A 23,898-nucleotide genomic window follows, 5' to 3' on the forward strand; every position below is an offset into this window, starting at 1 on the left:
GGGTAGCGAAAAACGAATATTTTCGGTATAATTAACTGAAAGCATAGTATAGATAAAGTGTATTACCAAGAGACTTTATTTGATCTGTGATTTCAGTTTAAGAGATATGAGGGTGGAGAGATGAAATATAGAAGTACACGAAGTGAAGAAACCGTAAATGAAACGTATGCTTTGCTCCATGGCTTGGCCGCTGACGGCGGTTTGTATGTGCCTGCGAGATTTCCTGAACGTTGTATCACCTATGATATGGTGGCGGATAAGTCTTATGAGGACATTGCGTATATGGTACTGCAGTATTTCTTCTCTGATTTTAGCGAAGCGGAATTGCGTTCTATGATTGCATCGGCCTACAGTAAGGCGAATTTTGCAACACCGGATATTGCGCCGCTTCATTCTATTTTAGAGAGAGTATCTGTGTTGGAATTGTTCCATGGACGCACTCAAGCGTTTAAAGACATGGCGTTGTCCTTGTTCCCGTATTTGTTGACCGCTGCGAAAGAGGCGGAAGGGGATACGAAGGAAACCTTGATTTTGACAGCTACGTCCGGTGACACGGGCAAAGCGGCCTTGGAAGGTTTCAAAGATGTAAAGGGCACGCACATTCAGGTGTTCTATCCTACTGACGGCGTAAGTCCAATGCAGCAGGAGCAGATGCAGAAGCAGGCCGGCGACAATGTAAATGTAACAGCGATTCGCGGTAATTTTGATGACGCGCAGCAATTTTTAAAACGCCTGTTCGTTGATGCGGATATGGCTGAGAAAGTGGCTGAAAAAGGTGTGGCATTCTCCAGTGCCAACTCCATTAATATTGGTCGCTTGACACCGCAGGTTGTGTACTATGTGGCAGCCTATGCGGAATTGGTAAATCAAGGGGCCATTCATCGTGATGAAGCGTTTAATGTGGTGGTGCCAACCGGCAACTTCGGTAATATTCTGGCGGCGTATTTTGCGAAAAAGATGGGCGTGCCAATCGGCAAGTTGATTTGTGCATCGAACCGCAATAATGTGCTTACTGATTTCTTTAAATCCGGTACATACGATATGAACCGTGATTTTTATACAACCATTTCACCATCCATGGATATTTTGGAAAGTTCCAACTTCGAACGATTCCTGTACTATGTGAGTGGTGAAGACTACGAACTTACGGCGCAGCGCATGAAGGACTTGAAGAGCACCGGCTCTATGAGCGTTTCTGACGAAGAGTTACAACGTGTACAGCAGAATTTCACCGGTCAATTCGTATCTGACGAAGAGACTAAGGCTGTTATCGAGCAAGTATATAATTCCTATGGATACTTGATGGATCCGCACACAGCGGTGGCCATGGGAGCCTATATGAAAGAACTTCAGGCTCATCCGGAAGACGGAGCACGCCACACGGTGATTGCCGCTACGGCACATCCGTTCAAGTTTCCTATGCCGATTTGCGAGGCGTTGGACATTCAGACGGGCAAGACGCCTTATGAAAGTCTTGAGCACATCAGTGCCGTTACGGGCGTAGCATTCCCGAAAGAACTGGCCGGACTGGAAGCGAAGGAGCTTCGTTTTACGAAGGTCATTGATAAAGAGTTGATGGGGAAAGAAATTCTTGATTTTGTCGACACATTTGGAAAATAATAGGTAGGAAGGATACTATTAGGCATTCGTTCCTATCATCTAGAAAGTAGTGACATAGTGAAGAAAGCTTTTTTCTATGCCATATCATCAGCGTTGGCATTTAGTATTATGAACGTGTTTGTAAAAATGTTGGGGCAGGGCATGCCGGCTTCGGAAATTACTTTTTTCCGCGGTCTCATCGGCACGGTAGCCGTGCTCGGCTACATGTGGGCGAAGAAAATTCCGTTCTCCACGGAGCATCGCGGCATGTTGACCATTCGCGGTATTTTCGGCGGTGTTGGTACATTACTGAACTTTATCGCATTGGCCTACATGAATCTGGCCGATGCGTCCATTTTGTTCCAACTGTCCGGTATTTTCGTATTCATTTTCAGTACCCTTGTACTGCATGAATCAATTCCGAAAGGTGCCGGTATATGGTTATTGGCGATTTTCGTGGCCGTTGTCATCATGGTTCGTCCATGGTCGTTCAATGATTTCCACTGGTATTCGTTGTACGCTATCGGCGGTGCCGCCTTTGCGGCCGCTGCCTATACGACGATTCGAAAATTAAGCCTCACCGGGGCACACAGCAGTTACGAAATTATGTTTTATTTCCTCGTAACGACCATGCTGGTGGGCGGAGCACTGATGTGGCAGAACTTTGTATGGCCTGACACACGTCAGTGGATCATCATCGCCATCATCGGCGGTATATCCGTGTTTGCCCAATTTTTCATGACCGGTGCGTTCATTGTTACCAACGCCGTTGTGGCACAGTTTTTACAATATATCGGCGTCTTCTTTAACGCCATGTGGGGCTTCCTCATTTTCGGGGAAACACTTACATGGATTACCGTAAGTGCCGGTGTGATTATGTTTTTAGCATCTGTCATGATTGCCCGATTAAAAGAGCAACATGCGGGGCAGTAGTTTTAACTTTGTACGGATTGCCCGGTCGAAGGCGCGGCAAGTTTGCATAGCGAACTTACCCGGTTGTAAGGGCAAATACAAAGCAATGATGTTTTTAAAGTATTTATAAGATTTTAAAACATTGAAAAGTAGTTGTAGCGGGCAGTGCCGTGGTGCGCTGTCAGGTTATGACGGAGGAGATGAATTATGGAAAACAAGAAGTATGAATTTGGTTTAGTCGGTTTGGCAGTTATGGGTCAGAACTTGGCTCGTAATGTGGCACATAAAGGTTTCAGCATTGCTGTTTACAACCGTACGCCTAAGAAAACTGATGAATTTTTAGAAAAATACGGTCATGAAGGAACTATCGGCGGTGCACACACCCCTGAAGAGTTCGTAAACATGCTCGAAAAACCTCGTAAGATCATGTTCCTCGTAAAAGCAGGTCAGCCTGTAGACGATATGATTGCCGCTTTCTTGCCATTCTTGGACAAAGGCGACATTTTAATCGATGGCGGTAACTCCTACTTTAAGGACACTCGTCGTCGCAGCCAGGAATTGGAAGCTAAAGGTTTCCGTTTCTTAGGCGTAGGCGTTTCCGGTGGTGAAGAAGGGGCTCTTAACGGTCCAAGCTTGATGCCGGGCGGTAACGAATCTTCCTACAAAGAAGTGGAAAAAATCTACACAGCTATTGCGGCACAGGTAGCAGACGGCCCTTGCTGCAGCTATGTAGGCGATGACGGTGCCGGCCACTATGTAAAAATGGTGCACAACGGCATCGAATACGGTGATATGCAGTTAATTTCCGAAGCATACTTCATGATGAAAGAATTACTTCACATGAGCGCTGAAGAAATGGCTGACGTGTTCACTGAATGGAATAAAGGCGTGTTGGACTCCTATTTAATCGAAATTACGTCTAAGATTTTACGCGTACGCGACAAAGAAACCGGCGAAGCCTTATTGGAAAAAATCCTCGACAAAGCAGGTCAAAAAGGTACCGGTAAATGGACCAGTCAGGAAGCGCTTGATTTGGGCGTGCCAATTCCTACAATTGCTGAAGCAGTATTTGCACGCGGCATGTCTGCTTACAAAGACGAACGCGTTGAAGCGGCTAAACAGCTTAAAGGACCTGAAGGCGAATACAAAGGCGACAAGAAAGCATTTATCGATGCGATTCACTCCGCTTTATACGCTTCCAAAATTTGTTCTTACGCACAGGGCTTTGCATTGATTAAAGCGGCTGCTAAAGAATACAACTGGAACATCAACTTCGGTGACATGGCGCTCTTATGGCGCGGCGGCTGTATCATTCGTGCCGTATTCTTGGAAGATATCAAGAAAGCTTTCGAACGCAATCCTGAATTGTCCAACCTCTTGTTGGATCCATTCTTCATCCAGGCGATTGAAGAACATCAGGCAAAATGGCGTGAAGCGATTATCGAAGCAAAACGTTTCGGTATCCCAACACCTGCATTCTCCGCATCCTTGGATTACTACGACAGCTACCGTCGCGGCAGCTTACCTGCCAATATGATCCAGGCACAGCGCGACTTCTTCGGTGCTCATACTTACGAACGCACTGACAAAGAAGGCACATTCCACACTGAATGGGAAGCTGAATTGGAAAGCAAATAATAAAATAAAAAGCTAAAAAGAAAACCGGCTCGAATATTTCACTTTACCCAAAAACGGATAGAGCGGAATGATACGAGCCGGGATGACATAGCTTATAATTAAAATCCCCCTCGCGGTATTCCGCAAGGGGGATTGTTTTTGTTATTAAGCTGTTACTATGTTCAAATCTTGCTGTGATACTGCTCCAGCATTATTTACGATTAAGCTTTTAACTTCATTAGCGAACCGGATTTTCCAAGGTTCCGATTTCAGGGATGGTGATGGACACCAAATCGTCTTCTTCGAGGAAGCGTTCCGGATTGAAGCCGATACCAACGCCGGCCGGTGTGCCGGTGGAGATGATGTCGCCCGGTTCCAACGTGATGCCTTGGCTGATTGTGTGAATCAGTTTAGGGATGGAGAAGATTAAATCTTCCGTGGAAGCAGATTGACGAAGTTCACCATTTACGTAGGTGCGCAATTCGAAGTGTTTCGGCTGTTTGTCACCAATGAGGATGGCCGGCCCCATAGGGCAGAAACCGTCGAGGCTCTTGCCTAAGAACCACTGTTGATGGCGGCGCTGTAAGTCGCGGGCTGTTACATCGTTCACGATGGTGTAGCCGAAGATATGTTCAAACGCTTCATCTTCAGGAATTTGAGAACCTCGTTTGCCGATTACGATAGCTAATTCGCCTTCGTAGTCTACTTTCGAGGTGGCATTGCGATGGAGTGGAATCGGTTGTTTAGGTCCGATTACGGTGCTTGGCATTTTCGTAAAGAAAATTGGCACTTCCGGTTCAACCGCTGTTTTGTCGTACTCAACAACATGGTCGTGATAGTTTTTGCCGACGCAAATAATATTGCGGCTTGGACGGAGTGGAGCATCCAACACAACTTCATCCAGATGGTACGGAATGGCAACCGGTGTTTCACGATGTTTTTCCAGCGCCGTAGCCAAGGCTAAGATGCCTTCGTCGCCGAAGCTGATTAATTCTTCGATTGTTTCCGGTAAAAATGTGAAGTACGCTTCTTCTAAATCGGCACTGCCGAGGATTGTTTGTGACTCATCATCGATTACGCCCCATTGTTTGAAGCCGCTGGGAGCGGTAAAACTTGCAATTTTCATGATGTCCTCCTTAATTCCCAAACCTTACTTTTCCAGTAATTTAATTTTTTTACTTAACCATTTAACACAACTTTCGCGGTCGTTAAAAAAACGTAAATCCCGTTCCAGGTTGAAATCAATGTAAAGACCATATACAAAAGGAATCGGTGTGTTTTCGGCAATGTTAAAGGTATCGATGGCGATATACGTGCCTGGCTCTTTCGTAGACTCCAAATTGCTGAAAGGGATTTCTTTGATAGAAAAGGCTTCTCCGTTGGAACGGCGGCGCATGCGTTTAGGCACTAGAGAAAAGGTTTTCTTAGTGCCGTCTTCTGTGATCGTAATCATCACAGGATTATTCATATTGTAGTCCGCCATAATCTTATTCAGCGCAGATTTGAATTCTCTCAGAGTTACCTCTTTTTCGGGTAATGTATCGATGATTGCCATAATAGATCCTCTTTTCAAAGTACAATGTTCTGTTATAAGTATAAATATAACAATAGGGATTGTTGAATTCCGACTATTATTTAATTCAACTATAACATAAAAAATAAAAATGATAAAGTAATACATTGAATTGAGAATAATAATACATGAGGTTACAAGATACAATTTATTCGTCGTTGGAGAATTGAATATTATATCTTATAACAAAGGAAATAATGTTATAATACTAAAATAGAGAATAATCAGATTTGGAACATGTTTTTTATCTGAAATTCGCTTTTCGAAGTTGGTTATCTATAGAATGGGGCAGGGCTCCGTTCAGAACCGGGAGGAATTAAAATGAGTAAACCAGTTGTTGTTGTACCGGGATTTGCAAGAAAAGATGCTTTGGCTTATTTAGGGGAGCATGTGACGATAAAACAATGGCAGGAACCGGGCGTAATGCCACGTGACTTGTTAAAGGAATGGTTGAAAGATGCAGACGCATTGTGGAGTGTAAACGGTGTTTCCGTTGATGCGGATTTGGTAGCTAATGCGCCAAACTTGAAGGTTATTGCTCAGTCTTCCGTCGGTTATGATAATGTAAATATTGCCGATTTGACAGCTGCCAAGATTCCTTATGGTAATACACCTGACGTTTTAACTGAAACAGTTGCAGAATTGGCATTCACATTGGTGGCAACGGCAAGCCGTCGCATTTTAGAAAACTACGAATTTGTAACATCCGGTCGTTGGGGCAATGGTGAGGCTCCAATTAAAGGCCGCGACTTAAGCCGCACTACATTGGGGATTATCGGCATGGGCAGCATCGGTGTGTCCATTTCCCGCCGTGCCCGCGCATTCGGCATGACTGTTATTTACAACAACCGTCATCCACGCAAGGACGATCATTTATATGTAACAACCTATAAGCCATTGGACGAATTGCTGGAAACCAGTGACGTAGTTCTCGTCATGGCACCGCTTACAGACGAAACCTATCATATGATTAATAAAGAAGCATTTATGAAAATGAAGAAGACCGCTCTTTTCGTAAACGTAGGCCGTGGCAAGATTGTTGATACGGACGCACTTGTATGGGCTCTTAACAATGGCGAAATCGAGTACGCTGCGTTGGACGTTACCGATCCTGAACCATTACCTGGCGACCATCCATTATTGAAAACCGGTAAAGCCTTAGTGGTGCCACATATCGGTTCTTACACTGACCGCACCCGTCGCGACATGGCATTCCTTACGGCGGATAACATTTTACTCGGTTTACAAGAAAAACCATTGAAGACTTGTGTAAATCCTGAAGTCAATTACAAATAGATTGCGTCTGTAGAAAATATAAACGATCATTGCTGTAAATACATGAAACTATCTATGACTATGAAGCTATCTATTACTGAAAAATTATAAAACTATTATTGTTATATATTGCTATAGAAGCGTAAAGCTATCTATAAAAATTAAAGCTTATTTATAAAAACATAAAGCTATCTATGGCTGTAAAAAAACGTGAAACTATGGTAAAATTATTTGATAGATTACTTATAGAAAGGATGATGGTTCGTGGAAGCACCAACTAATGAAAGTGTTAATTTTATAGAGGCGATTATTAATAAAGATAATGAAGAAGGAGTGTACGGCAATCGTGTACACACTCGTTTCCCGCCTGAACCGAACGGCTATTTGCACATTGGACACGCTAAGTCCATTTGCCTGAACTTTGGCCTCGGTGAAACGTATAAAGGCCTGACGAATCTTCGTTTTGATGATACAAACCCTGTTAAGGAAGATGTGGAATATGTTAATTCCATAGAAAATGATGTGAAGTGGCTCGGCTTCGACTGGGAAGACCGCGAATATTTCGCATCCGACTATTTCGACACCATGTATGACTACGCCGTGGAATTGATTAAAAAAGGCCGCGCTTATGTGGATGATCAGACACCGGAACAGATTAAGGAAAATCGTGGCGATTTCTCCAAACCGGGCGTAAACAGCCCATTCCGCGACCGCTCCGTTGAAGAAAACTTGCGTCTTTTCGAAGAAATGAAGGAAGGCAAGTATAAGGACGGGGAAAAAGTACTCCGCGCTAAGATCGACATGGCTTCGCCTAACATTGTAATGCGCGACCCTGTATTATATCGTATTTTACATGCATCCCATCATCGCACGGGCGACAAATGGTGCATTTATCCGATGTACGACTACGCACATCCGGTAGAAGATGCGATTGAACGCATTACGCACTCCGTATGTACGTTGGAATTCGAAGTGCATCGCCCGCTATACAACTGGGTTCTTGAAGAATGGCCTGACAAGGAAAAACCACAGCAGATTGAATTTGCCCGTTTGAATATTACTAACATGGTAATGAGTAAACGTAAGCTTCGTCAGTTGGTTGAACAAAACCTCGTAAGCGGCTGGGACGATCCTCGTATGCCTACCATTTCCGGTTTGCGCCGTCGCGGCTATACGCCGGCAGCGATTCGTGACTTCTGTCAGCGCATCGGCGTGGCAAAAGCGGACAGCGTGGTAGATATTGCGCTCTTGGAATTCTGTATCCGCGAAGACTTGAAATTGAAAGCACCTCGTCAGATGGCTGTAGTAAATCCGGTGAAAGTGGTTATTACTAACTATCCGGAAGGCCAGATTGAAATGGTGACTATCGAAAATAACCCTGAAAATGAAGAAATGGGCACTCGTGAAGTTCCATTCGGTCGTGAAATTTACATCGAACAGGACGACTTCATGGAAGTACCTGTGAAGAAATTCTTCCGCATGACGCCTGGTAAAGAAGTTCGTTTAAAAGGCGCTTACATCGTTATGTGCGATGAAGTGATTAAGAACGAAGACGGCTCCATTAAGGAAATTCATTGTACCTATGATCCTGAAACGAAGAGCGGCAGCGGCAGTCAGCGCAAAGTAAAAGGCACGCTTCACTGGGTAGAAGCATCCACGGCAGTGGATATGGAACTTCGTTTATATGATTACTTGCTCAAAACTGATGATGAAGAAGTGGACAGCAAGGACTTCTTGGCGCAGCTTAATCCAAACTCCCTTACTGTAATGCATGGTAAAGGGGAACCGGCTTTTAAAACAACAAAACCGGGCGATCATTTCCAATTCTTGCGTCAGGGCTACTTTGTAACTGACTTGGACAGCACAGAAGATCATATCGTGATGAACCGCATTGTGGGTCTTCGCGACAGCTGGGCTAAAATGCAGAAAAAAGGATGATTTCGTATAACCAAAGAGGAGTTAAGGTATGAAAATTAAGTTGTGGGGAACGGCGCTATTGCTGTCCTTGGCACTCAGTGTTTCCGCTGTAAGCTTTGCGGCGAGCAACAAGGTTGTTGATATACATTCCGTGAAAGTGCCTGCAGGTGTGACGCTTCAAAAAGGAGCGCAAACATCTCTGTTAACCAATAAACAAGATATTAATACGTATTTATTGGGCTGGGGCGTATTGGATACGGAAGTGTATCAGTTGCGTTACAAGCAGAACAACGAGTTTCGCTATGGCGTAATTGCTGATATTCGCTTGGGGGCTACAGGTTTGCAGTTCTTTGGTATTGACGGTACCATGCCTGTTATTTCCATAAAAGGCCAAAAAGATAACGATGCGAAGTATGTAGCGGAAGTGGCTGAATACATTAATGACAATGGCGATAATCCGACTCGTCCTTATACGGTAGTTACGCCGCTTACAAAGCAGAAAAACGGTTCTTATGCAGGGACTGTACGCGTAGATACGTATGAAGATTTGAAGACGTACTCGGATACATTGCATGTAGTTGTATATGATAACTTGTATTTCGGTACGAGCATCCGCGTTATCGGCTTGAACAGCGGTGACGACAGCGACTTGTGGCCGCGTTTGGCAGACTTTGCAAAAGTATATAAATAAGTATTATAATTGCCATAGCAGCGCTTTGTTGCTATGGCAGTTTTTTACTGAAAAACTGCATACAGGTTTTTGAGAAAGGACTTATCGTAATGAACATTTTATTTCATAATTTATTCCGCCATCAGGATGCAGGCTTGTTCTTCTATCGCATCGTGTTCGGCCTTTCTATGATTGCTCATGGGTATTTTAAATTTGCCGGCGGCAGCAAAGTTTTATACTCCGTAGGATCTGCTATGGCTCAGTTCGGTGTACCGGACGGATTTTTACTCCTTGGCACCTTGGCGGCAGCCCTCGAAATTATCGGCGGCATCTTAGTCATTTTTGGCTTCCTCACACGACTCGGCGCCCTCATGATTGCCGGCACCTTGCTCGTGGCCACCTTGGTAAAATTGGACAGCGGTTTCTTCGCGTGGGACTATCCATCTCAGATGATGTTCGGTGCCATCATGTTGTTTATCGCAGGCCCTGGCCGTTATAGCGTTGATGCTATGTTTGTGAAACGATAAAAAACTGAATATTTTCGTATTTATGAGACTATACTTGCTGTATAAAATGTAGCAAGTATAGTCTTTTTATGTATCTTGATTAAAATCTAATTTATCGATAAAATGGATATATATGAATTTAAAATGAATAGGGGATTATCCTGAATCCAACAAATGGGGACCACCTTCAGAGTAGTTAAGTTGAGTATAAGATTTTTCAAAAGGAGTAATTATGTTTTGTGAAAATTGTGGACAAAAATTAAAAGATGACGCTCGCTTCTGTAGTAAATGCGGAACTCAGGTAAGCTCTATTGGAGAAGCAAATCCTAATCCGAACATTACGCCTAATCCCAATGTGGCAAATCCCAATGCTAACGCAGCTAATGCGACCACGACTGAAGCACAATCTGAAGAAAGTTTCAGCTGGACGGATTTGTTTAAGGATATTCCGGGCCGTTATAATCGAAGTGAGTATTGGTGGCGTGCGTTAGGATATTTTTTAATTTTCGCTATTGGTTTGTTGTTAATAGCCGATATGACTGATCGGGAAATAAAACGCAGTCTTGGGACTATCGGTTATTATATCGTGTTGATTGGTCTCTTGGCTGTTCTATGGGGCTTTGCAAGATGTGTCGTTAAGAGATTCCACGATGCGAACTATTCAGGCTATTATTTGGGTGGCTATTATCTAGTTGCTAAATTAGCGACCAATTTATTTGATATAGAGTCTACCGCTGCTTGGATATTTCTTTATACCTTACTTCCTTATATTATAGGATTGGTTTTGCCAACCCATGGAGCCTCTAATGAATGGGGCGATCCAAAATAAAATTTACTTACTGTAGATAAGCAGTGGCTGTTATATATTAGCGTTTAAATTCCGAGTTGGTGCACGTTAGGTTTTTAATTCCGAGTAATCTGAATGGTTGCTCGGAATTTTTTATACCCTTAAGGAGAGAGTGCAACTGTCAAAAAAATCAATCCCAAAAGAATGGCAGGGGGTATTCTTTTTTATATAATTAATGGGGCAAAACACATAAAGATATTTTATTTTATGCGCATAAAATGGTAAACTTAATTATATGACCGTAATCTAATAGAAAGAAGACATAATTAATGAATTTGACATATTTAAAAACTATCCAAGGGGAGAACACTACGCACTGTCCGGTGTGGTTTATGCGCCAGGCGGGCCGTAGTCAAGCTGAATATCGCCGAATTAAAGAGAAGTATTCTTTGTTCGAGATTACACAACAACCGGAACTTTGCGCGTATATAACGAGGCTTCCTGTTGAGGAATACAATGTGGACGCCGCTATTTTATATAAGGATATTATGACGCCGCTGTTGCCTATCGGGGTGAATGTGGAACTCAAGTCCGGCATCGGGCCGGTAATCGACAATCCGATTCGCACGGATGCTGATGTGGAGGCACTTCGTCCGCTCGTTCCGGAAGAATCATTGCCGCATATTTTAGAAACCATTCGATTATTAACCGAAGAGCAGCTCAATGTGCCGCTTATTGGTTTCTGTGGTGCCCCATTTACTTTGGCCAGCTACATGATCGAAGGAGGCCCTTCGAAAAACTATCAGAAAACACGTCAGATGTTGGTATCCCGTCCTGAACTGTGGGATGCGCTGATGGAAACATTGACCGACATGAGCATCGTTTATTTAGATGCGCAAATTAATGCCGGTGCGAAGGCCGTTCAAATTTTCGACTCCTGGGTAGGTGCCGTAAGTGCTTTGGAATATGAAGCGCGCATTTATCCATTTATGAATCAATTGGTAAGTACTTTAAAAGCGAAGCATCCGGAGGTGCCGGTAACAATGTTTGGCGTAGGTACGTACCATTTATTGCCGCAATGGAAAACATTGCCTCTTGATGTGGTGGGCCTCGACTGGCGTTCGCCGATTTCCGATGCTACTAACATGGGGATTACGCAAACAGTGCAGGGCAATCTTGACCCGGCCTATTTATTTGCGGACTGGTCAATCATTAAAACGCAGATTGATCGCATTCTTGAAGAAGGTCGTCGCCATAGCGTCGCTGTAGGTCGCGAAGGCGCTCATATATTTAACTTGGGGCACGGTGTTGTGCCGGAAGCAAATCCTGATGTGTTGAAGCGGATTGTGGACTATGTTCACAGTGTGACCGCACGATAGGCGGGGCTATATGAAACGAAGAGTAGGATTGTTGGTTATGTCCTATGGCACGCCTCGCAAGGAATCAGATATTTTGCCTTACTATACACATATTCGCCGCGGTTATCCGCCTACCGAAGAAGAGGTGGAGAATCTCAAGCAGCGATATGCGGCCATCGGCGGCTTGTCGCCCTTGGCAAAATTAACGGAAATTCAGGCTCGTGAGCTGGAGCGTCAATTAAATGAAAGTGCGCAAGATGTGGAGTATGAGCTGTTTATCGGCAACAAACACATTGAGCCCACCATTGAAGACGCAGTGACTCAAATGCATGAGGCGGGTATTACGGAAGCGGTGGCGATTGTCATGGCACCGTATTTTTCCATGTTTGCCACGGCCTCCTATTTTGAGCGCGCCCGTCGGCGAGCTAACCGATATGATTTGAAACTTTACGAAGTACCTGCGTGGAACGATGAACCGGAGTTTATCGACTACTGGGCAGGTGCGTTAACGAATGCTCTGCATGAAGCGGCGCAAGGGAACAATGCAGCTCGTGAGCAGCTAGAGACTGTGTCTGAACCGCAAGGGAACAATGCGCCACCTTTGCGGGGGGAGCAAATTGGAGTTGTGTTTACCGCTCACAGTTTGCCTTACCATGTAATTCACATGGGCGATACATATCCGCAGATTGTGGAAGAGACCGCTCATACCATTGCACGCAAGGTAGGAATTGATTCTTATAAAATGGCCTGGCAAAGCGCCGGTGTACGTGGTGACTGGCTCACGCCGGATGTGTTGGACGTGACGAAGGAATTCAGCGATACGGTGACGAAACTTATTTATGTGCCTATCGGCTTTGTGTGTGACCATTTGGAAATTTTATACGATAATGACAAGGTCTGTAAGGATCTTTGTGATACACTGGGACTCGCGTACAAACGAGTTCCAATGCCTAACGGGGACGGGCTTTTCGTAAAAGCCATGGCCCAGGCGGTTAGGCGGCAAATGAACAGTAACGAGGTGAAATGATGAGGAGAGTAGCGATTATCGGCGGAGGATTGACCGGTTTGTCAACGGCCCATTACCTCAGCCAGGCGCAACCGAATTGGCAGATTCATTTATACGAAAAAGACAGCCGTTTTGGCGGTAAACTCAAGACAAAGCGCGTGGACGGCTATGTGGTGGAAGTAGGTCCTGACTCTTATTTGGCGCGCAAGACGGCCATGACCGACTTAATTAACGAGTTGGGCTTAGGCGATACGATTGTAACCAATGCGACCGGTCAGGCTTATATTTACAATGAAAACCGCATGTTCCCGATTCCGGGCGGCTCTATCGTAGGGATTCCTACAGAGTTTATTCCGTTTGCAAAGTCCACTTTGCTTTCGTGGCCTGCTAAAATCAGAGCCGGTCAGGATTTCTTCAAGAGCCCGTATCCAACGGATGGCGACGTGTCTATCGGGGAATTTTTCAAATACCATCTGGGTAGTGAAATGATGGATAAGTTGATCGAACCGCTCTTGTCGGGGATTTATGGTGGCAATATTTACGAATTGAGCCTTGATGCCACGTTCCCTGAGTTTCATGCCATGGAACGAAAATACGGCAACATGGTAAAAGGTATGTTGGCGGCCCGTAAACAGCGCGGTACGTCAGGAACTAAGCCGAGCGGCCAGTTCCGTCAGCTTACCGGCGGTTTGGAATCGATTATCGATGCTTTAGTGGCACAGATGCCGGCCAATGTGACATTATATAAAAATACGGATGTAACAAGTATTGAGAAGACTGATGCAGGCTATGTGTTGGGCGGTACGGCTAAAACTCCGTATGACGAATTGATTATTACGACGCCGCCGCAAAGCTATGCACCATGGTTCCGCCATGATGCGGCGTTTAACGAATTGATCGATATGGATTTATCGTCCTGCGCCATCGCTATTATGGGCTTTGACAAGGCCACCTTTGACGCCAAACTGGACGGCACGGGCTTTGTTATTACCCGTAAATGCGACACGCCGCTTACGGCCTGCACATATATTAGTGCGAAATGGCCGCAGACGACGCCGGATAATCGCGTAGTGCTCCGCGTGTTCATGGGCAAGCCGGGCGATGATACGGTGCAGCGCTTGGATGAGGAAGGTTTGAAAGTATTGGCCTTGGAAGAAATCCAGAAAATCATGGGCTTTACGGCAAAACCTTTGTGGGTGGAATTAACCCGACTCAACAAGAGCATGCCGCAATATAAGGTAGGACATCGTGACATGATTGAACGAGTTACTACCTATGCAGCGAAAGCCTACCCGGGTCTTCACATGATCGGTACACCGTTTGACGGCGTCGGTATGCCGGACGGAGTACGTCAAGCAAAAGCCTTAGTTGATAAACACTTTTTAAAACGATAATGTTAAAAGCAAGTTAAAGCGTTAAAATTGTTAAAACTGTTACAATTGTAAATGCTATTAAAGCGAATAACGCTATAAACTGTTAAAGCTATTTATGCTATTCAAACCCATAAAACGATAAAGGAGGAAGTCCGATGGAAGAACAAAAGATTCATCACGGTATGGGAATTCACAATTCAAATTTGGCAGATGCAGGCCACGCACATAAAGGCGGTCATGGTCACGGACATGGTCATGGTCAGGAAGACGGCGAAGTAAAATCTCCGGCTGTTCTTACTTACGAAGGCTGGTTCAGCATTCATGCTACGTACCGCATTGATTTTCAGGCTTGGAAATCCTGGGAAGCTACAAAACAGGCGGCTGCACTGAGCGAATTCAAAGCGTTCATTGCAGAATTGGAAAAAGGTCATGAAGCAGAAACTTCAAGCTATGCCTTATATAATGTGGCCGGTCAAAAAGGCGATTTACTGGTATGGTTCTTAGAGCCTACATTGGAAGAAGTAACGGCTCGTGAAACTCAGCTTCGCAAATTGGCTATCGGCGCCGTGTTGATTCCAACAGCATCCTTCGTGTCCGTAATTGAAGTAAGTAACTATTTTAAAGCCGACATTAATCATCCGAAAGTACAGGCTCGCCTGTATCCGAAAGTTCCTCGTTTAAAATACATGTGCTTCTATCCTATGAGCAAACAGCGTCATTTGACAGATAACTGGTACATGACACCGCGTGAAGAACGTGGCCGTATGATGCGTTCTCATGGTCAAATCGGCAAGAAATACGAAGACACCATTAAAGAATTCACTACCGGCGCTTGCGGTCTTGATGATTGGGAATGGGGTATTACACTCACGTCCGATGATCCGGTTCAGTTCAAAAAAATCGTAAACGAAATGCGCTTTGACGAAGTAAGTGCCCGATTCGGTATTTTCGGACCATTTACAGTAGGCACCATTTTAGATGAGGCTTCATTAGATCATTTATTTGCATAAAAGTAGTTTCGTATCCTTTGTAAGAGGAGTACGCTAGAAAAAAGAGTGACATAAGTATGAATCCATTAAAAGAATATAAACACATTGTAACGTTAATTATTTTGGCGGGCATTGTTTTCCTCATTGCCATCCGATTTGACTCATTACTGGTTATATTGCGCACCGGCGTTAACGCGGTTATGCCGCTTGTGTGGGGCGTTTTAATTGCTTTTATACTCAATATCATAGTAAAACGTTTTGAACAAATCTATGCACCGAAGAGTACCAATAAATGGGTCGTTGAATCACGTCGTCCCGTATGTATTATATTGGCGATTTTAGCCGTATTGCTGGCAATCATCATTGTTGGCTGGATGGCGATTCCACAGCTGGTACATTCCTTGAGCATTATCGTACAGGCTATTCCGGGACTGTATAACGATAGTATGAAGTATATTAACAACTTCATCAGCAACACACCGGCGTTGACATCGTCCGGCGTAATGAATACGATTGCACCGGAAAATTACGCAGATAATCTTCGTAAATTCGGCGCCGACAGCGGTCGTTATATTGTGCAGACCATGAGCGATACGGTGGAAATGGTGTTCAACTTCGTAATTGGTCTTATTTTTGCCATTTATGTATTGTTGGACAAAGAAAAACTTCGTTCCCAATTGGGCCGTTTATTCAGAGCCTACGGAAGAGAATATCGAGTTGGTCAGTTGTCTCATATTTGGCGCACGGCCAGTCAGGTATTCAGCAGTTTCTTCATCGGTCAGTTTTTAGATGCTCTCATCCTGGGCGTTATGGTTGGCGCAGGTCTTGCCGTTTTCTCCGTACCATATGCATTGACTATCGGTTGCGTAATCGGTTTGACTGCATTGGTTCCGTTATTGGGCGCCTATATTGGCGGTGCCATGGGCCTTATCATGCTCTTGTCCGTGAGTCCGATGGATGCGTTGATTTTTATCATTGTTCTCGTAGTGATGCAGCAATTGGAAGGTAACTTCATTTACCCTAAAATTGTGGGCAGCTCCGTGGGATTGCCGGGCATCTGGGTATTTGCGGCTATCACCATTGGTGGTACTTTGTACGGTGTACCGGGCATTTTACTCAGCGTGCCAATTGTGGCTACGGTGTATAAATTGGTGCGCGAAGATGTGGACGAACGTTTGCAGCACAAGGCGCAGCATGATGAATACGTAGAACAGCGTAAAAAAGAACGTCAGAAAGCTGAATCTAAAATTGAGGTTCAACAGGTGGAAGTGAAAATTGTTGAAACCCCAGCGGCGGATAGTGATAAAAAATAAACTGCAGGGAGATACTGTTTAACGTAAATCAAAAATTGTATTAAAACTGATGTTATATGCGATATACATATAAAATGTCTCATTGAGAACCAATACTCTATGTGATATACTAAAGTATATTTGTATATAGGAGGTCTATAATGAATAAACGAGTAATGTCTCTGGCAGTTGCCGGAGTTATGGCTGTAAGCGCTTTTTCGCTTAGCACCATGGGTACTGTATCTGCAGCTGATGCAACGAAGTCCAACGGTGTAGCTATTGATATAAAATCTGATGCACCGGCACAGACTAACACGAACACAGTGCAGTTGACTAACCGTGAAAACAATCAGTCCATGGTTCTCAGCATGCGCGAAGTAGCCGGTATCTTCTTGGCAAAATATCCAAATTCCGCCATTCACTCCATTTCTTTGCAACCTGCAAAAGGTCGTTTCTATTATGAAGTAGTGGGCTATACGGTTAAAAATACATACAAATTACAGATTGATGTTATTACATCTAAAATTATTAAAGAAACTGTAGAGCGCAAGGAAAAAGATATTCCTAACCGCATTTTCAATCCATTGAATGTAATGGATCCTAAGAAAGCGGAATCGATTGCTGTTGCTAAGATTGGTCAGGACGCTCTTAGCAAAGGTTGGATTTTATCCACTGAAAATGGCGAAACTACTTATGTAGTGGCTGTATATCGCAATGGCGAAAAAGTTGATATTACGCTGAATGCCATGACCGGTGAAATCACCTCCGTAAGCGATCCTGTACCGATGATCATCAGCGATGACGGTGCAGATGCTGAAGTAAGTGATGAAGATACTTGGTTCGTACCACAAATGTTCAGATAAGCAAAATTAAAGCACATGCGCCGCATGTGCTTTTTTTGTGATATAACGCATTTTGTTAGATTTTGTACTTACCATAGTTTGTATTTGCTATGATTTGTATTTATCATAATTTGCATTTACCTTTTTTATTTACTATAATTTTTATTTACCATAGTTTTTTATCATAGGAGGCCTATGTGATAGTTAAAACTGCTCGGGATGAGCTAATTCGTTTAAAGGGAAAGGCTATAAAGCTAGGGAGTTTTAGCTTGTTAGGAACGTTGGCAATTGTAGGCCAGGCCTGGTTCTTTGCCAATTTAATTAATGAGACCTTCTTTGAAGGGAAGAGTCTGGCGGATGTGCAGGCTACAATACTTTGTTTGTTAGTAGCCATTGCGGTACGCCTCGGAGCTACGTACCTGCAGGAGCAGGTAGCGCAGGATTTGGCCGGTGAAGCTAAAGAAGAACTGCGTCATCGAATTTGGACACATCTGATGCGGCTTGGACCGTTTACAGGGGAACGGCATGGTGATGTAGTTCACTTGATGACGGACGGACTGGAAAATGTGGAGGCGTACATTGCGCGGTATGTGCCGCAAATGCTCTACGCCGTTATGATTCCTATCGTGATGGCCATTGCCATTATTGATGCGGCGCCATGGGTGTCCATTATTTTATTAGTTACGTTCCCGCTCATTCCGTTCTTTATGATTCTAATCGGTCGTAAAGCGGAGTCCATGAATAAAGAGCAGTGGGAGCGTATGAGTTTCTTGAGCGGTCACTTCCTCGATGTGCTGCAGGGAATTGTAACTCTTAAATTGTTCGGCCGTTCAGAAGAACAGGTCAGCGTCATTGAGCGTTTGTCTGCAGAGTTTAGAGATTCCACACTTCGTGTACTGCGCGTGGCCTTTTTGTCCGCTTTGGTGCTGGAACTTATCAGTACAATCAGTACCGCACTAATCGCGGTGTACATGGGCGTAGCGTTGCTATACGGACAGGAAATATTCCTGCCTGCCTTCTTCGTTCTTTTATTGGCGCCGGAATTTTACGCGCCGCTCCGTCAGTTGGGCGCAGCCTTCCATACAGGCATGGCCGGACAGGTCAGCCTGGCAAAAGTAGACGAATTCCTCGCACTACCTGTGCAGGAACCGGTTTCGGGCTCTTTTATGCCTGAAAACCTGATAGAAAAAGTGGAGTTTGATGCTGTAACCTATGATTATGGAGCAGCTAATTCTAATAAGACTATATCGTCCAACTCTGAAAAAACTGCATCGTCTAACTCTGAAACGATTGCAAAAGATAATGGTAAAGAGAATGTAGGGGTTAATTCTAAACATGTTGTGGCGTCTGACGCTAACAAGGACTTATTGGAAATCAATGAACATGCTGATTTTCTTCTTCAAAATATTTCCTTTACCTTGGCACGCGGTCACGTAACTATGCTGGTAGGGCAGAGCGGTGCGGGCAAGAGTACGATTGCTCACTTACTGCTGCGTCTCATGGCTCCAACGAAAGGCCGTATTTTAGTAGACAGTACTGATTTGCTGGACGTAAACGCGAGCCGTTGGCGTCAATTGGTTACCTTCGTGCCGCAGCAACCTCATTTGTTCCAAGGTACGCTTCGCGACAACATTAAAATGTCTTCAGATGCCGATGATGAGGCTATTTATGAAGCCTTACGCCAGGTGGAAGCGGAATCTTTCGTGAGAGAACTTCCGAAAGGTTTGGATACGGTAGTTGGTGAAGGTGGTCTGGGATTGTCGGGCGGTCAGAAACAGCGTATTGCATTGGCTAGAGCATTCTTAAAACAGGCGCCTATTCTTGTACTCGATGAAATTACGGCTCACCTCGATGTGGCAACGGAACAGAGTTTGGCGAAAGCCTTACAGAATTTGATGAAGGACCGCATTGTTTTGATGATTGGTCATCGTCTGCAAACTATGCGTTGGGCCGATCAGCTGTTAGTTATGCAGAACGGTATTATCGTAGAACGAGGAAATTTTGACGAGCTGGTGCAAAAGGGCGGCTATTTCAGCCACCTTGTAGCGGCCGGCATGGGACAGCCGCTTGAGGCTGTTCGCGAAGAAGTAACTACATCTATGGCGCATCGTTCTGACGAAACGAATGCGGCTTATGTAGTGAATGAGGCACGCGCTGAAGTTACAATTGGAAGCGCAACCGAAATTACAGCTGAAACTTCAACTGAAACTACAGCTGTTGGAAACATTATTACAGCTGACGGAACTTCCGCAGCAGGAGATATTAAAAGTCAGCAATTTACAAGTGGTGTGAAGAAAGAACACTCCACAGGCGAATTGTTAAGTCGCTTGTTTGCCGTATTAGGGCCGGCACGCAATTCGTTATGGCTCAGCTTATTGTTCTCGTTCCTCACCGTGTTTATGAACGTAGGCTTGTTGACTGCATCGGCCTGGTTGATTACAGAGGCCGCGCTGCAACCTGAATTGGCTGCGTTGAGTTTGGCTATCGTAGGGGTTCGCTTCTTCGGTATCAGCCGCGCCGTGTGCCGATATATTGAACGATATGTGTCGCATCACATGGCATTCCAAGGGTTATATGGCCTTCGCGTATGGTTTTATAAAAAGCTGGAACCGTTGGCTCCGGCCGTATTTAACCGTTACAGTACAGGCGAAATGCTGGGCCGCATCATGGCGGATATTGAAACATTACAGTTCTTCTACTTGCGCGTAATTATTCCGCCCGCAGGGGCTGTATTATTGACCATTATTGGCGTGTACTTCTTAGGACAGTTCTCTATGCATTTAGTATGGCTGTTGCTCCTGGCATTTTTCTTAGGTGCTGTAGCGATTCCTTACAGCGTGTATTTACATAATCGGGTGGCTATTGACGAATCGCTGATGCGCCGCAGTGCGGTGAAGAATACGATTGTAGAAAGCCTGGCCGGTATTATGGATATTCTGACTTATCAGCAGGAGCGTAATGTAAGTACATATGTAAACGGTCAGTTCAAACAGTTGAGCCGGGCACAGCATGTGGTAGAGCGCGGTGTTAACCTGGGCGATACCATGCTGTTAGGTCTTACACAACTGACGATGGTAGCGGGGGCACTCATCATGGTGCCGCTGACCCATAATCAGCAGGAAGGCGTATTCATTGCTGTTGTGGCCATTTCCCTGCAGTCCTATTTTGAAGCCTTAGGCCCATTGGCGGTCGCTTGGTATCACGGTCGTGAAAGCAAGGCTGCGATTCGTCGCTTAGTGGACTTGGCAGAGCAACCGGTGGCCGTTGAAGATTTGGCGGCGGAGAAAGCGGCTGTGAATGGTGAGGTATCATCAAATATTGATGTAAATCCGGCACCGGTGGGGATTGCGTTTAAAAACGTAAGCTTTGCCTATGATGCGAAGCCGGTGTATGAGAATTTATCGGTTGCCATTAAACCGAAAGAGAAGGTGGCGTTAGTTGGTCCGAGCGGATCCGGTAAAACCACATTACTTACGTTATTGGAGCGTTTTTACTCCTATGAAGGTTCCATTTTCTTAGGCAATCATGAGTTGCGTGACATTACGATTAGCCAAGCCCGAGATTTTTATGGCAGCTTAACGCAGGATACGTATTTATTCCATGCATCCATTGAAGATAATATTCGATTGGCAAAGCCGCGAGCAACTGCTGAAGAGCTTGAGAGTGCGTTGAAGTTTGCCAAGCTTGATGAATGGGTAAACGGCTTGCCTAAAGGGCTTAAAACGATTATCGGCAGCGGCGGTATGGGCGTGAGCGGCGGTCAACGCCAGCGTATTGCCTTGGCCCGTTTGTGGCTTCGCAACAGTCCTATACTCTTGTTGGATGAACCGTTGGAAGGCCTCGATCAGGTAGTGCGTCAGGAGATTCAGAACTCCCTGTACAGCCTGATGGAAGATAAGACAGTTATCTGTGTAACACATCATTTAGGCGGTTTAGAAAATATGGACCGCATTTTGTTCATGGATAAAGGACGCATTATAGAAGACGGTACTTACGAAGAGTTGATGGCGAAGAAGGGGTCCTTCTACGCTTATCGCAAACTGTCTATGGAAACGCTGTAGTTTTACAAACTCTCCATGGAAAGGCTATAGTTTTGCAAACTCTCCATGGAAAGGCTGTAGTTTTGTAAATTCTCCATGGAAATGCTGTAGCTTAAAGATTCCGTAAGGCTTTAGTAAAGCTTTTGTAGGTCCTATTGCATTTTGACATGATTCAGTTACAATAAAATTAAGAAGGGAAGCGCCGTTATAGGGTAGTTGCAAGCGAGGCAACACTCTTCTGACGGCGTTTTTCCATAAATTGAATGATTCAAACTTTTTACTGGGCTGCTACAAAGGCAGAAAGGAATCGGTGAACGGTATGATGAAAAAGGCAAATTTGGGTATGATGGCAATGCGTGGTTCAGAAAGACGCTTAAGAGCGACCGGCTGTACACAAGTAAACGCAGTTGTTCACGATACCCCGATTCGAGCCTTTGAAACGAAAGCTATGCGCTTTAAACTGAAGGATCCGATATAACTGTGTCATTTATGTTCGTATAATATGGTGCAGGCACTTTTCCGGTAATTCGCAAACCAAGCTTTTTGAATAAGCACTTACACTCATACAGATAGACTCATGCAAATAGACTCATGTAGTCCTCCTAACCTTGCGGATTCCGAATACCCGGCAATACAACTTCATAGGCACATACTGACCTGACCGAAAAGGTGCAGTATTTGAAAATAAATCCTTCTGTGGTATAATTGCAATATTAAGAACATATTAAATCCATAGGGGGATTTATGAGTAATATAGTAACACGTTTATTGGAGTTAGCAGAGAATGTAACCGCTAAGACTCGTAAACATGCGTTACCGGCAGTGGCTCCTGAGGAAGCAGATATTGAGACAATCGAATGCAACTCGGAGGCCAATAACTTATACGATCATCGTATCATCAGTGTGGAAGAGGATGCGATTAATCGCATAATCAAGGCGCAATTACGAAATCACTGGTTATTTTACTCTGTTACTTTTGAGTTTGAACCTAATAATAAAGTATATTTAGGCATAATTACCACGTTGGGCAATGTTATCAACATCGAGTATTCTATTGAAGACTTATGGTTTGACGACTATGCAACGGGTTTTTCTATAAAATTAAATATGTCAGATGTGGATATGGGCGGTTTTATCTTAAACACCATAGTTCACCTCTTAGGCAATTGGAGCTTAAGCTTATTGGGCACCTTCTTCAATCCTTTTGAAATTGGTGACGACGGCTCCACTGTGCGATTTGAGAAAAAGGGGATTATTCGCTTCGACCTGGCACCGGACAGTCAGATTCGCCGCCTCATTCCTTGGCCGGCCCGTTCTCCGGAAGCCAAAGGTCCTGCGTTGTTGATTAATGCGAAAACCGAGCAATCTGCCCTTCAGTTGGAGTACTATGCATTCCGCGACGAGGTGGAGACTCATAATCTTACAGATATTCCGGTAAAAACAAGCTGGGTTCGTTCCGTTGATATGGCGGCCGTATTGCTGTTGCCTATCGGCGTATGGATCAGTTTCGTAATTTTACATCACTATTTACCGACGGAAACGATTGAATTCTCGTTCTCCACGTACTTCTTAATTTCTCTGGGCATTTTGTGCATCAGTTTTATTGTCATGAACATACCGCGCTATATTTATATGTATTTTGACTCTCGTAAAAAGTGGCAAAGTGCATTTGTTCATAACAACATTAAGATTCAGATGCGTAAATTGCAGCGCCGTATTACCATTCAACAGGCATCGCTGAAAAAAGACGGCATGACCATGGATGAAAAATGTCAGGCCAGCATTCGTGACCTGCTTCTGCAGATTCGTGATAAGCGCTTCCTGGCACAGCGTTTGCGCATTGCCGACGAAGATCGGGACCGCAAACAGAAAGTTAAGTTTATCATTGCCTACATCGTATGTACCTTGTTGGAATGGATTTTGTTAATTAGATAATAAACGGCTTCTTAAAATAATCTAATTAAGAAGTTCGAAAAAATATTAAGAAAGGATGCTCTATATGTCGAAAAGAAACAATTCAGACAACAATCAGGAAAAAGTTATAATTACATCTAAAAACTCTGAAGATTTGGCTAAACGAATGAAGGCTTTATCGGCAGAAATCCTTAAGAGAAACCAAAATTTGTATAAAAGATTGGAAAA

Annotated in this window: 19 protein-coding genes; 17 read left to right on the plus strand and 2 right to left on the minus strand. The window is 44.4% G+C overall.

Going from position 1 to position 23,898, the window contains the following annotated elements; all coding sequences use genetic code 11:
* Positions 1-120: 120 nt before the first annotated feature.
* The 3 genes from thrC (at position 121) to gndA (ending at position 4,149) form a co-directional block, all read left to right on the plus strand.
* On the plus strand, positions 121-1,620 hold the full coding sequence (gene thrC / locus KHZ77_RS05060; RefSeq protein WP_295196324.1) for a threonine synthase: 1,500 nt from the start codon (positions 121-123) through the stop codon (positions 1,618-1,620).
* A gap of 57 nt (positions 1,621-1,677) precedes the next feature.
* Positions 1,678-2,532, plus strand: coding sequence for a DMT family transporter (locus KHZ77_RS05065; RefSeq protein WP_295196326.1), 855 nt, complete (start codon positions 1,678-1,680; stop codon positions 2,530-2,532).
* Positions 2,533-2,718: 186 nt separating this feature from the next.
* Positions 2,719-4,149, plus strand: coding sequence for an NADP-dependent phosphogluconate dehydrogenase (gndA, locus tag KHZ77_RS05070; protein ID WP_295196328.1), 1,431 nt, complete (start codon positions 2,719-2,721; stop codon positions 4,147-4,149).
* Between the two features lie 217 nt (positions 4,150-4,366).
* Here gndA and KHZ77_RS05075 read toward each other — a convergent pair whose 3' ends face one another.
* Positions 4,367-5,254, minus strand: coding sequence for a fumarylacetoacetate hydrolase family protein (locus tag KHZ77_RS05075; protein WP_295196329.1), 888 nt, complete (start codon positions 5,252-5,254; stop codon positions 4,367-4,369).
* 24 nt (positions 5,255-5,278) lie between these two features.
* A complete protein-coding gene (locus tag KHZ77_RS05080) occupies positions 5,279-5,683 on the minus strand; it encodes a hypothetical protein (RefSeq protein WP_295196331.1) in 405 nt (134 codons plus the stop codon).
* Between the two features lie 339 nt (positions 5,684-6,022).
* Here KHZ77_RS05080 and KHZ77_RS05085 point away from each other — a divergent pair, with 339 nt between their 5' ends.
* The 14 genes from KHZ77_RS05085 to KHZ77_RS05150 all read left to right on the plus strand — a co-directional run bounded on the left by KHZ77_RS05085 (position 6,023) and on the right by KHZ77_RS05150 (position 23,691).
* Complete coding sequence (locus tag KHZ77_RS05085) at positions 6,023-6,997, plus strand: D-glycerate dehydrogenase (protein ID WP_295196333.1); 975 nt, start codon at positions 6,023-6,025, stop codon at positions 6,995-6,997.
* 243 nt (positions 6,998-7,240) lie between these two features.
* Entirely contained in the window at positions 7,241-8,914 is a 1,674-nt protein-coding gene (locus KHZ77_RS05090) for a glutamine--tRNA ligase/YqeY domain fusion protein (RefSeq protein ID WP_295196335.1), read from the plus strand.
* A 28-nt stretch (positions 8,915-8,942) separates the two neighbouring features.
* Positions 8,943-9,584, plus strand: a complete 642-nt coding sequence (locus KHZ77_RS05095; protein WP_295196337.1) for a hypothetical protein — start codon at positions 8,943-8,945, stop codon at positions 9,582-9,584.
* An 89-nt stretch (positions 9,585-9,673) separates the two neighbouring features.
* Complete coding sequence (locus tag KHZ77_RS05100; RefSeq protein ID WP_295196338.1) at positions 9,674-10,090, plus strand: DoxX family protein; 417 nt, start codon at positions 9,674-9,676, stop codon at positions 10,088-10,090.
* Between the two features lie 211 nt (positions 10,091-10,301).
* Entirely contained in the window at positions 10,302-10,898 is a 597-nt protein-coding gene (locus KHZ77_RS05105) for a DUF805 domain-containing protein (protein ID WP_295196340.1), read from the plus strand.
* A 287-nt stretch (positions 10,899-11,185) separates the two neighbouring features.
* Complete coding sequence (gene hemE, locus KHZ77_RS05110; RefSeq protein ID WP_295196341.1) at positions 11,186-12,235, plus strand: uroporphyrinogen decarboxylase; 1,050 nt, start codon at positions 11,186-11,188, stop codon at positions 12,233-12,235.
* Between the two features lie 10 nt (positions 12,236-12,245).
* Complete coding sequence (gene hemH, locus KHZ77_RS05115; RefSeq protein WP_295196343.1) at positions 12,246-13,241, plus strand: ferrochelatase; 996 nt, start codon at positions 12,246-12,248, stop codon at positions 13,239-13,241.
* The gene (hemG, locus tag KHZ77_RS05120; protein WP_295196917.1) at positions 13,241-14,614 is read left to right on the plus strand and encodes a protoporphyrinogen oxidase; all 1,374 of its coding nucleotides are present in this window, start codon (positions 13,241-13,243) and stop codon (positions 14,612-14,614) included. Before hemH ends, hemG begins: the two co-directional genes overlap by 1 nt.
* A gap of 134 nt (positions 14,615-14,748) precedes the next feature.
* Positions 14,749-15,603 carry a hydrogen peroxide-dependent heme synthase gene (gene hemQ, locus KHZ77_RS05125; protein ID WP_295196345.1) on the plus strand — a complete coding sequence of 285 codons (855 nt, stop codon included), beginning with the start codon at positions 14,749-14,751 and terminating at the stop codon, positions 15,601-15,603.
* 56 nt (positions 15,604-15,659) lie between these two features.
* Complete coding sequence (locus KHZ77_RS05130) at positions 15,660-16,895, plus strand: AI-2E family transporter (protein ID WP_295196347.1); 1,236 nt, start codon at positions 15,660-15,662, stop codon at positions 16,893-16,895.
* A gap of 140 nt (positions 16,896-17,035) precedes the next feature.
* Entirely contained in the window at positions 17,036-17,737 is a 702-nt protein-coding gene (locus KHZ77_RS05135) for a PepSY domain-containing protein (RefSeq protein WP_295196348.1), read from the plus strand.
* Positions 17,738-17,985: 248 nt separating this feature from the next.
* A complete protein-coding gene (gene cydC, locus KHZ77_RS05140; RefSeq protein WP_295196350.1) occupies positions 17,986-21,777 on the plus strand; it encodes a thiol reductant ABC exporter subunit CydC in 3,792 nt (1,263 codons plus the stop codon).
* A gap of 238 nt (positions 21,778-22,015) precedes the next feature.
* The gene (locus tag KHZ77_RS05145; RefSeq protein WP_295196352.1) at positions 22,016-22,234 is read left to right on the plus strand and encodes a hypothetical protein; all 219 of its coding nucleotides are present in this window, start codon (positions 22,016-22,018) and stop codon (positions 22,232-22,234) included.
* Between the two features lie 266 nt (positions 22,235-22,500).
* A complete protein-coding gene (locus tag KHZ77_RS05150) occupies positions 22,501-23,691 on the plus strand; it encodes a hypothetical protein (RefSeq protein ID WP_295196354.1) in 1,191 nt (396 codons plus the stop codon).
* Positions 23,692-23,898 lie beyond the last annotated feature (207 nt).

The organism is Veillonella sp. (assembly GCF_018364065.1).
GTDB lineage: Bacteria > Bacillota > Negativicutes > Veillonellales > Veillonellaceae > Veillonella_A.

What these genes read in the sequence shown, in the direction of transcription:
- thrC (WP_295196324.1), top strand. Translation starts at nt 121, where the DNA reads ATGAAATATAGAAGTACACGAAGTGAAGAAACCGTAAATGAAACGTAT.
- gndA (WP_295196328.1), top strand. Translation starts at nt 2,719, where the DNA reads ATGGAAAACAAGAAGTATGAATTTGGTTTAGTCGGTTTGGCAGTTATG.
- KHZ77_RS05075 (WP_295196329.1), bottom strand. Translation starts at nt 5,254, where the DNA reads ATGAAAATTGCAAGTTTTACCGCTCCCAGCGGCTTCAAACAATGGGGC.
- KHZ77_RS05080 (WP_295196331.1), bottom strand. Translation starts at nt 5,683, where the DNA reads ATGGCAATCATCGATACATTACCCGAAAAAGAGGTAACTCTGAGAGAA.
- KHZ77_RS05085 (WP_295196333.1), top strand. Translation starts at nt 6,023, where the DNA reads ATGAGTAAACCAGTTGTTGTTGTACCGGGATTTGCAAGAAAAGATGCT.
- KHZ77_RS05095 (WP_295196337.1), top strand. Translation starts at nt 8,943, where the DNA reads ATGAAAATTAAGTTGTGGGGAACGGCGCTATTGCTGTCCTTGGCACTC.
- KHZ77_RS05100 (WP_295196338.1), top strand. Translation starts at nt 9,674, where the DNA reads ATGAACATTTTATTTCATAATTTATTCCGCCATCAGGATGCAGGCTTG.
- KHZ77_RS05105 (WP_295196340.1), top strand. Translation starts at nt 10,302, where the DNA reads ATGTTTTGTGAAAATTGTGGACAAAAATTAAAAGATGACGCTCGCTTC.
- hemE (WP_295196341.1), top strand. Translation starts at nt 11,186, where the DNA reads ATGAATTTGACATATTTAAAAACTATCCAAGGGGAGAACACTACGCAC.
- hemH (WP_295196343.1), top strand. Translation starts at nt 12,246, where the DNA reads ATGAAACGAAGAGTAGGATTGTTGGTTATGTCCTATGGCACGCCTCGC.
- hemG (WP_295196917.1), top strand. Translation starts at nt 13,241, where the DNA reads ATGAGGAGAGTAGCGATTATCGGCGGAGGATTGACCGGTTTGTCAACG.
- hemQ (WP_295196345.1), top strand. Translation starts at nt 14,749, where the DNA reads ATGGAAGAACAAAAGATTCATCACGGTATGGGAATTCACAATTCAAAT.
- KHZ77_RS05130 (WP_295196347.1), top strand. Translation starts at nt 15,660, where the DNA reads ATGAATCCATTAAAAGAATATAAACACATTGTAACGTTAATTATTTTG.
- KHZ77_RS05135 (WP_295196348.1), top strand. Translation starts at nt 17,036, where the DNA reads ATGAATAAACGAGTAATGTCTCTGGCAGTTGCCGGAGTTATGGCTGTA.
- KHZ77_RS05150 (WP_295196354.1), top strand. Translation starts at nt 22,501, where the DNA reads ATGAGTAATATAGTAACACGTTTATTGGAGTTAGCAGAGAATGTAACC.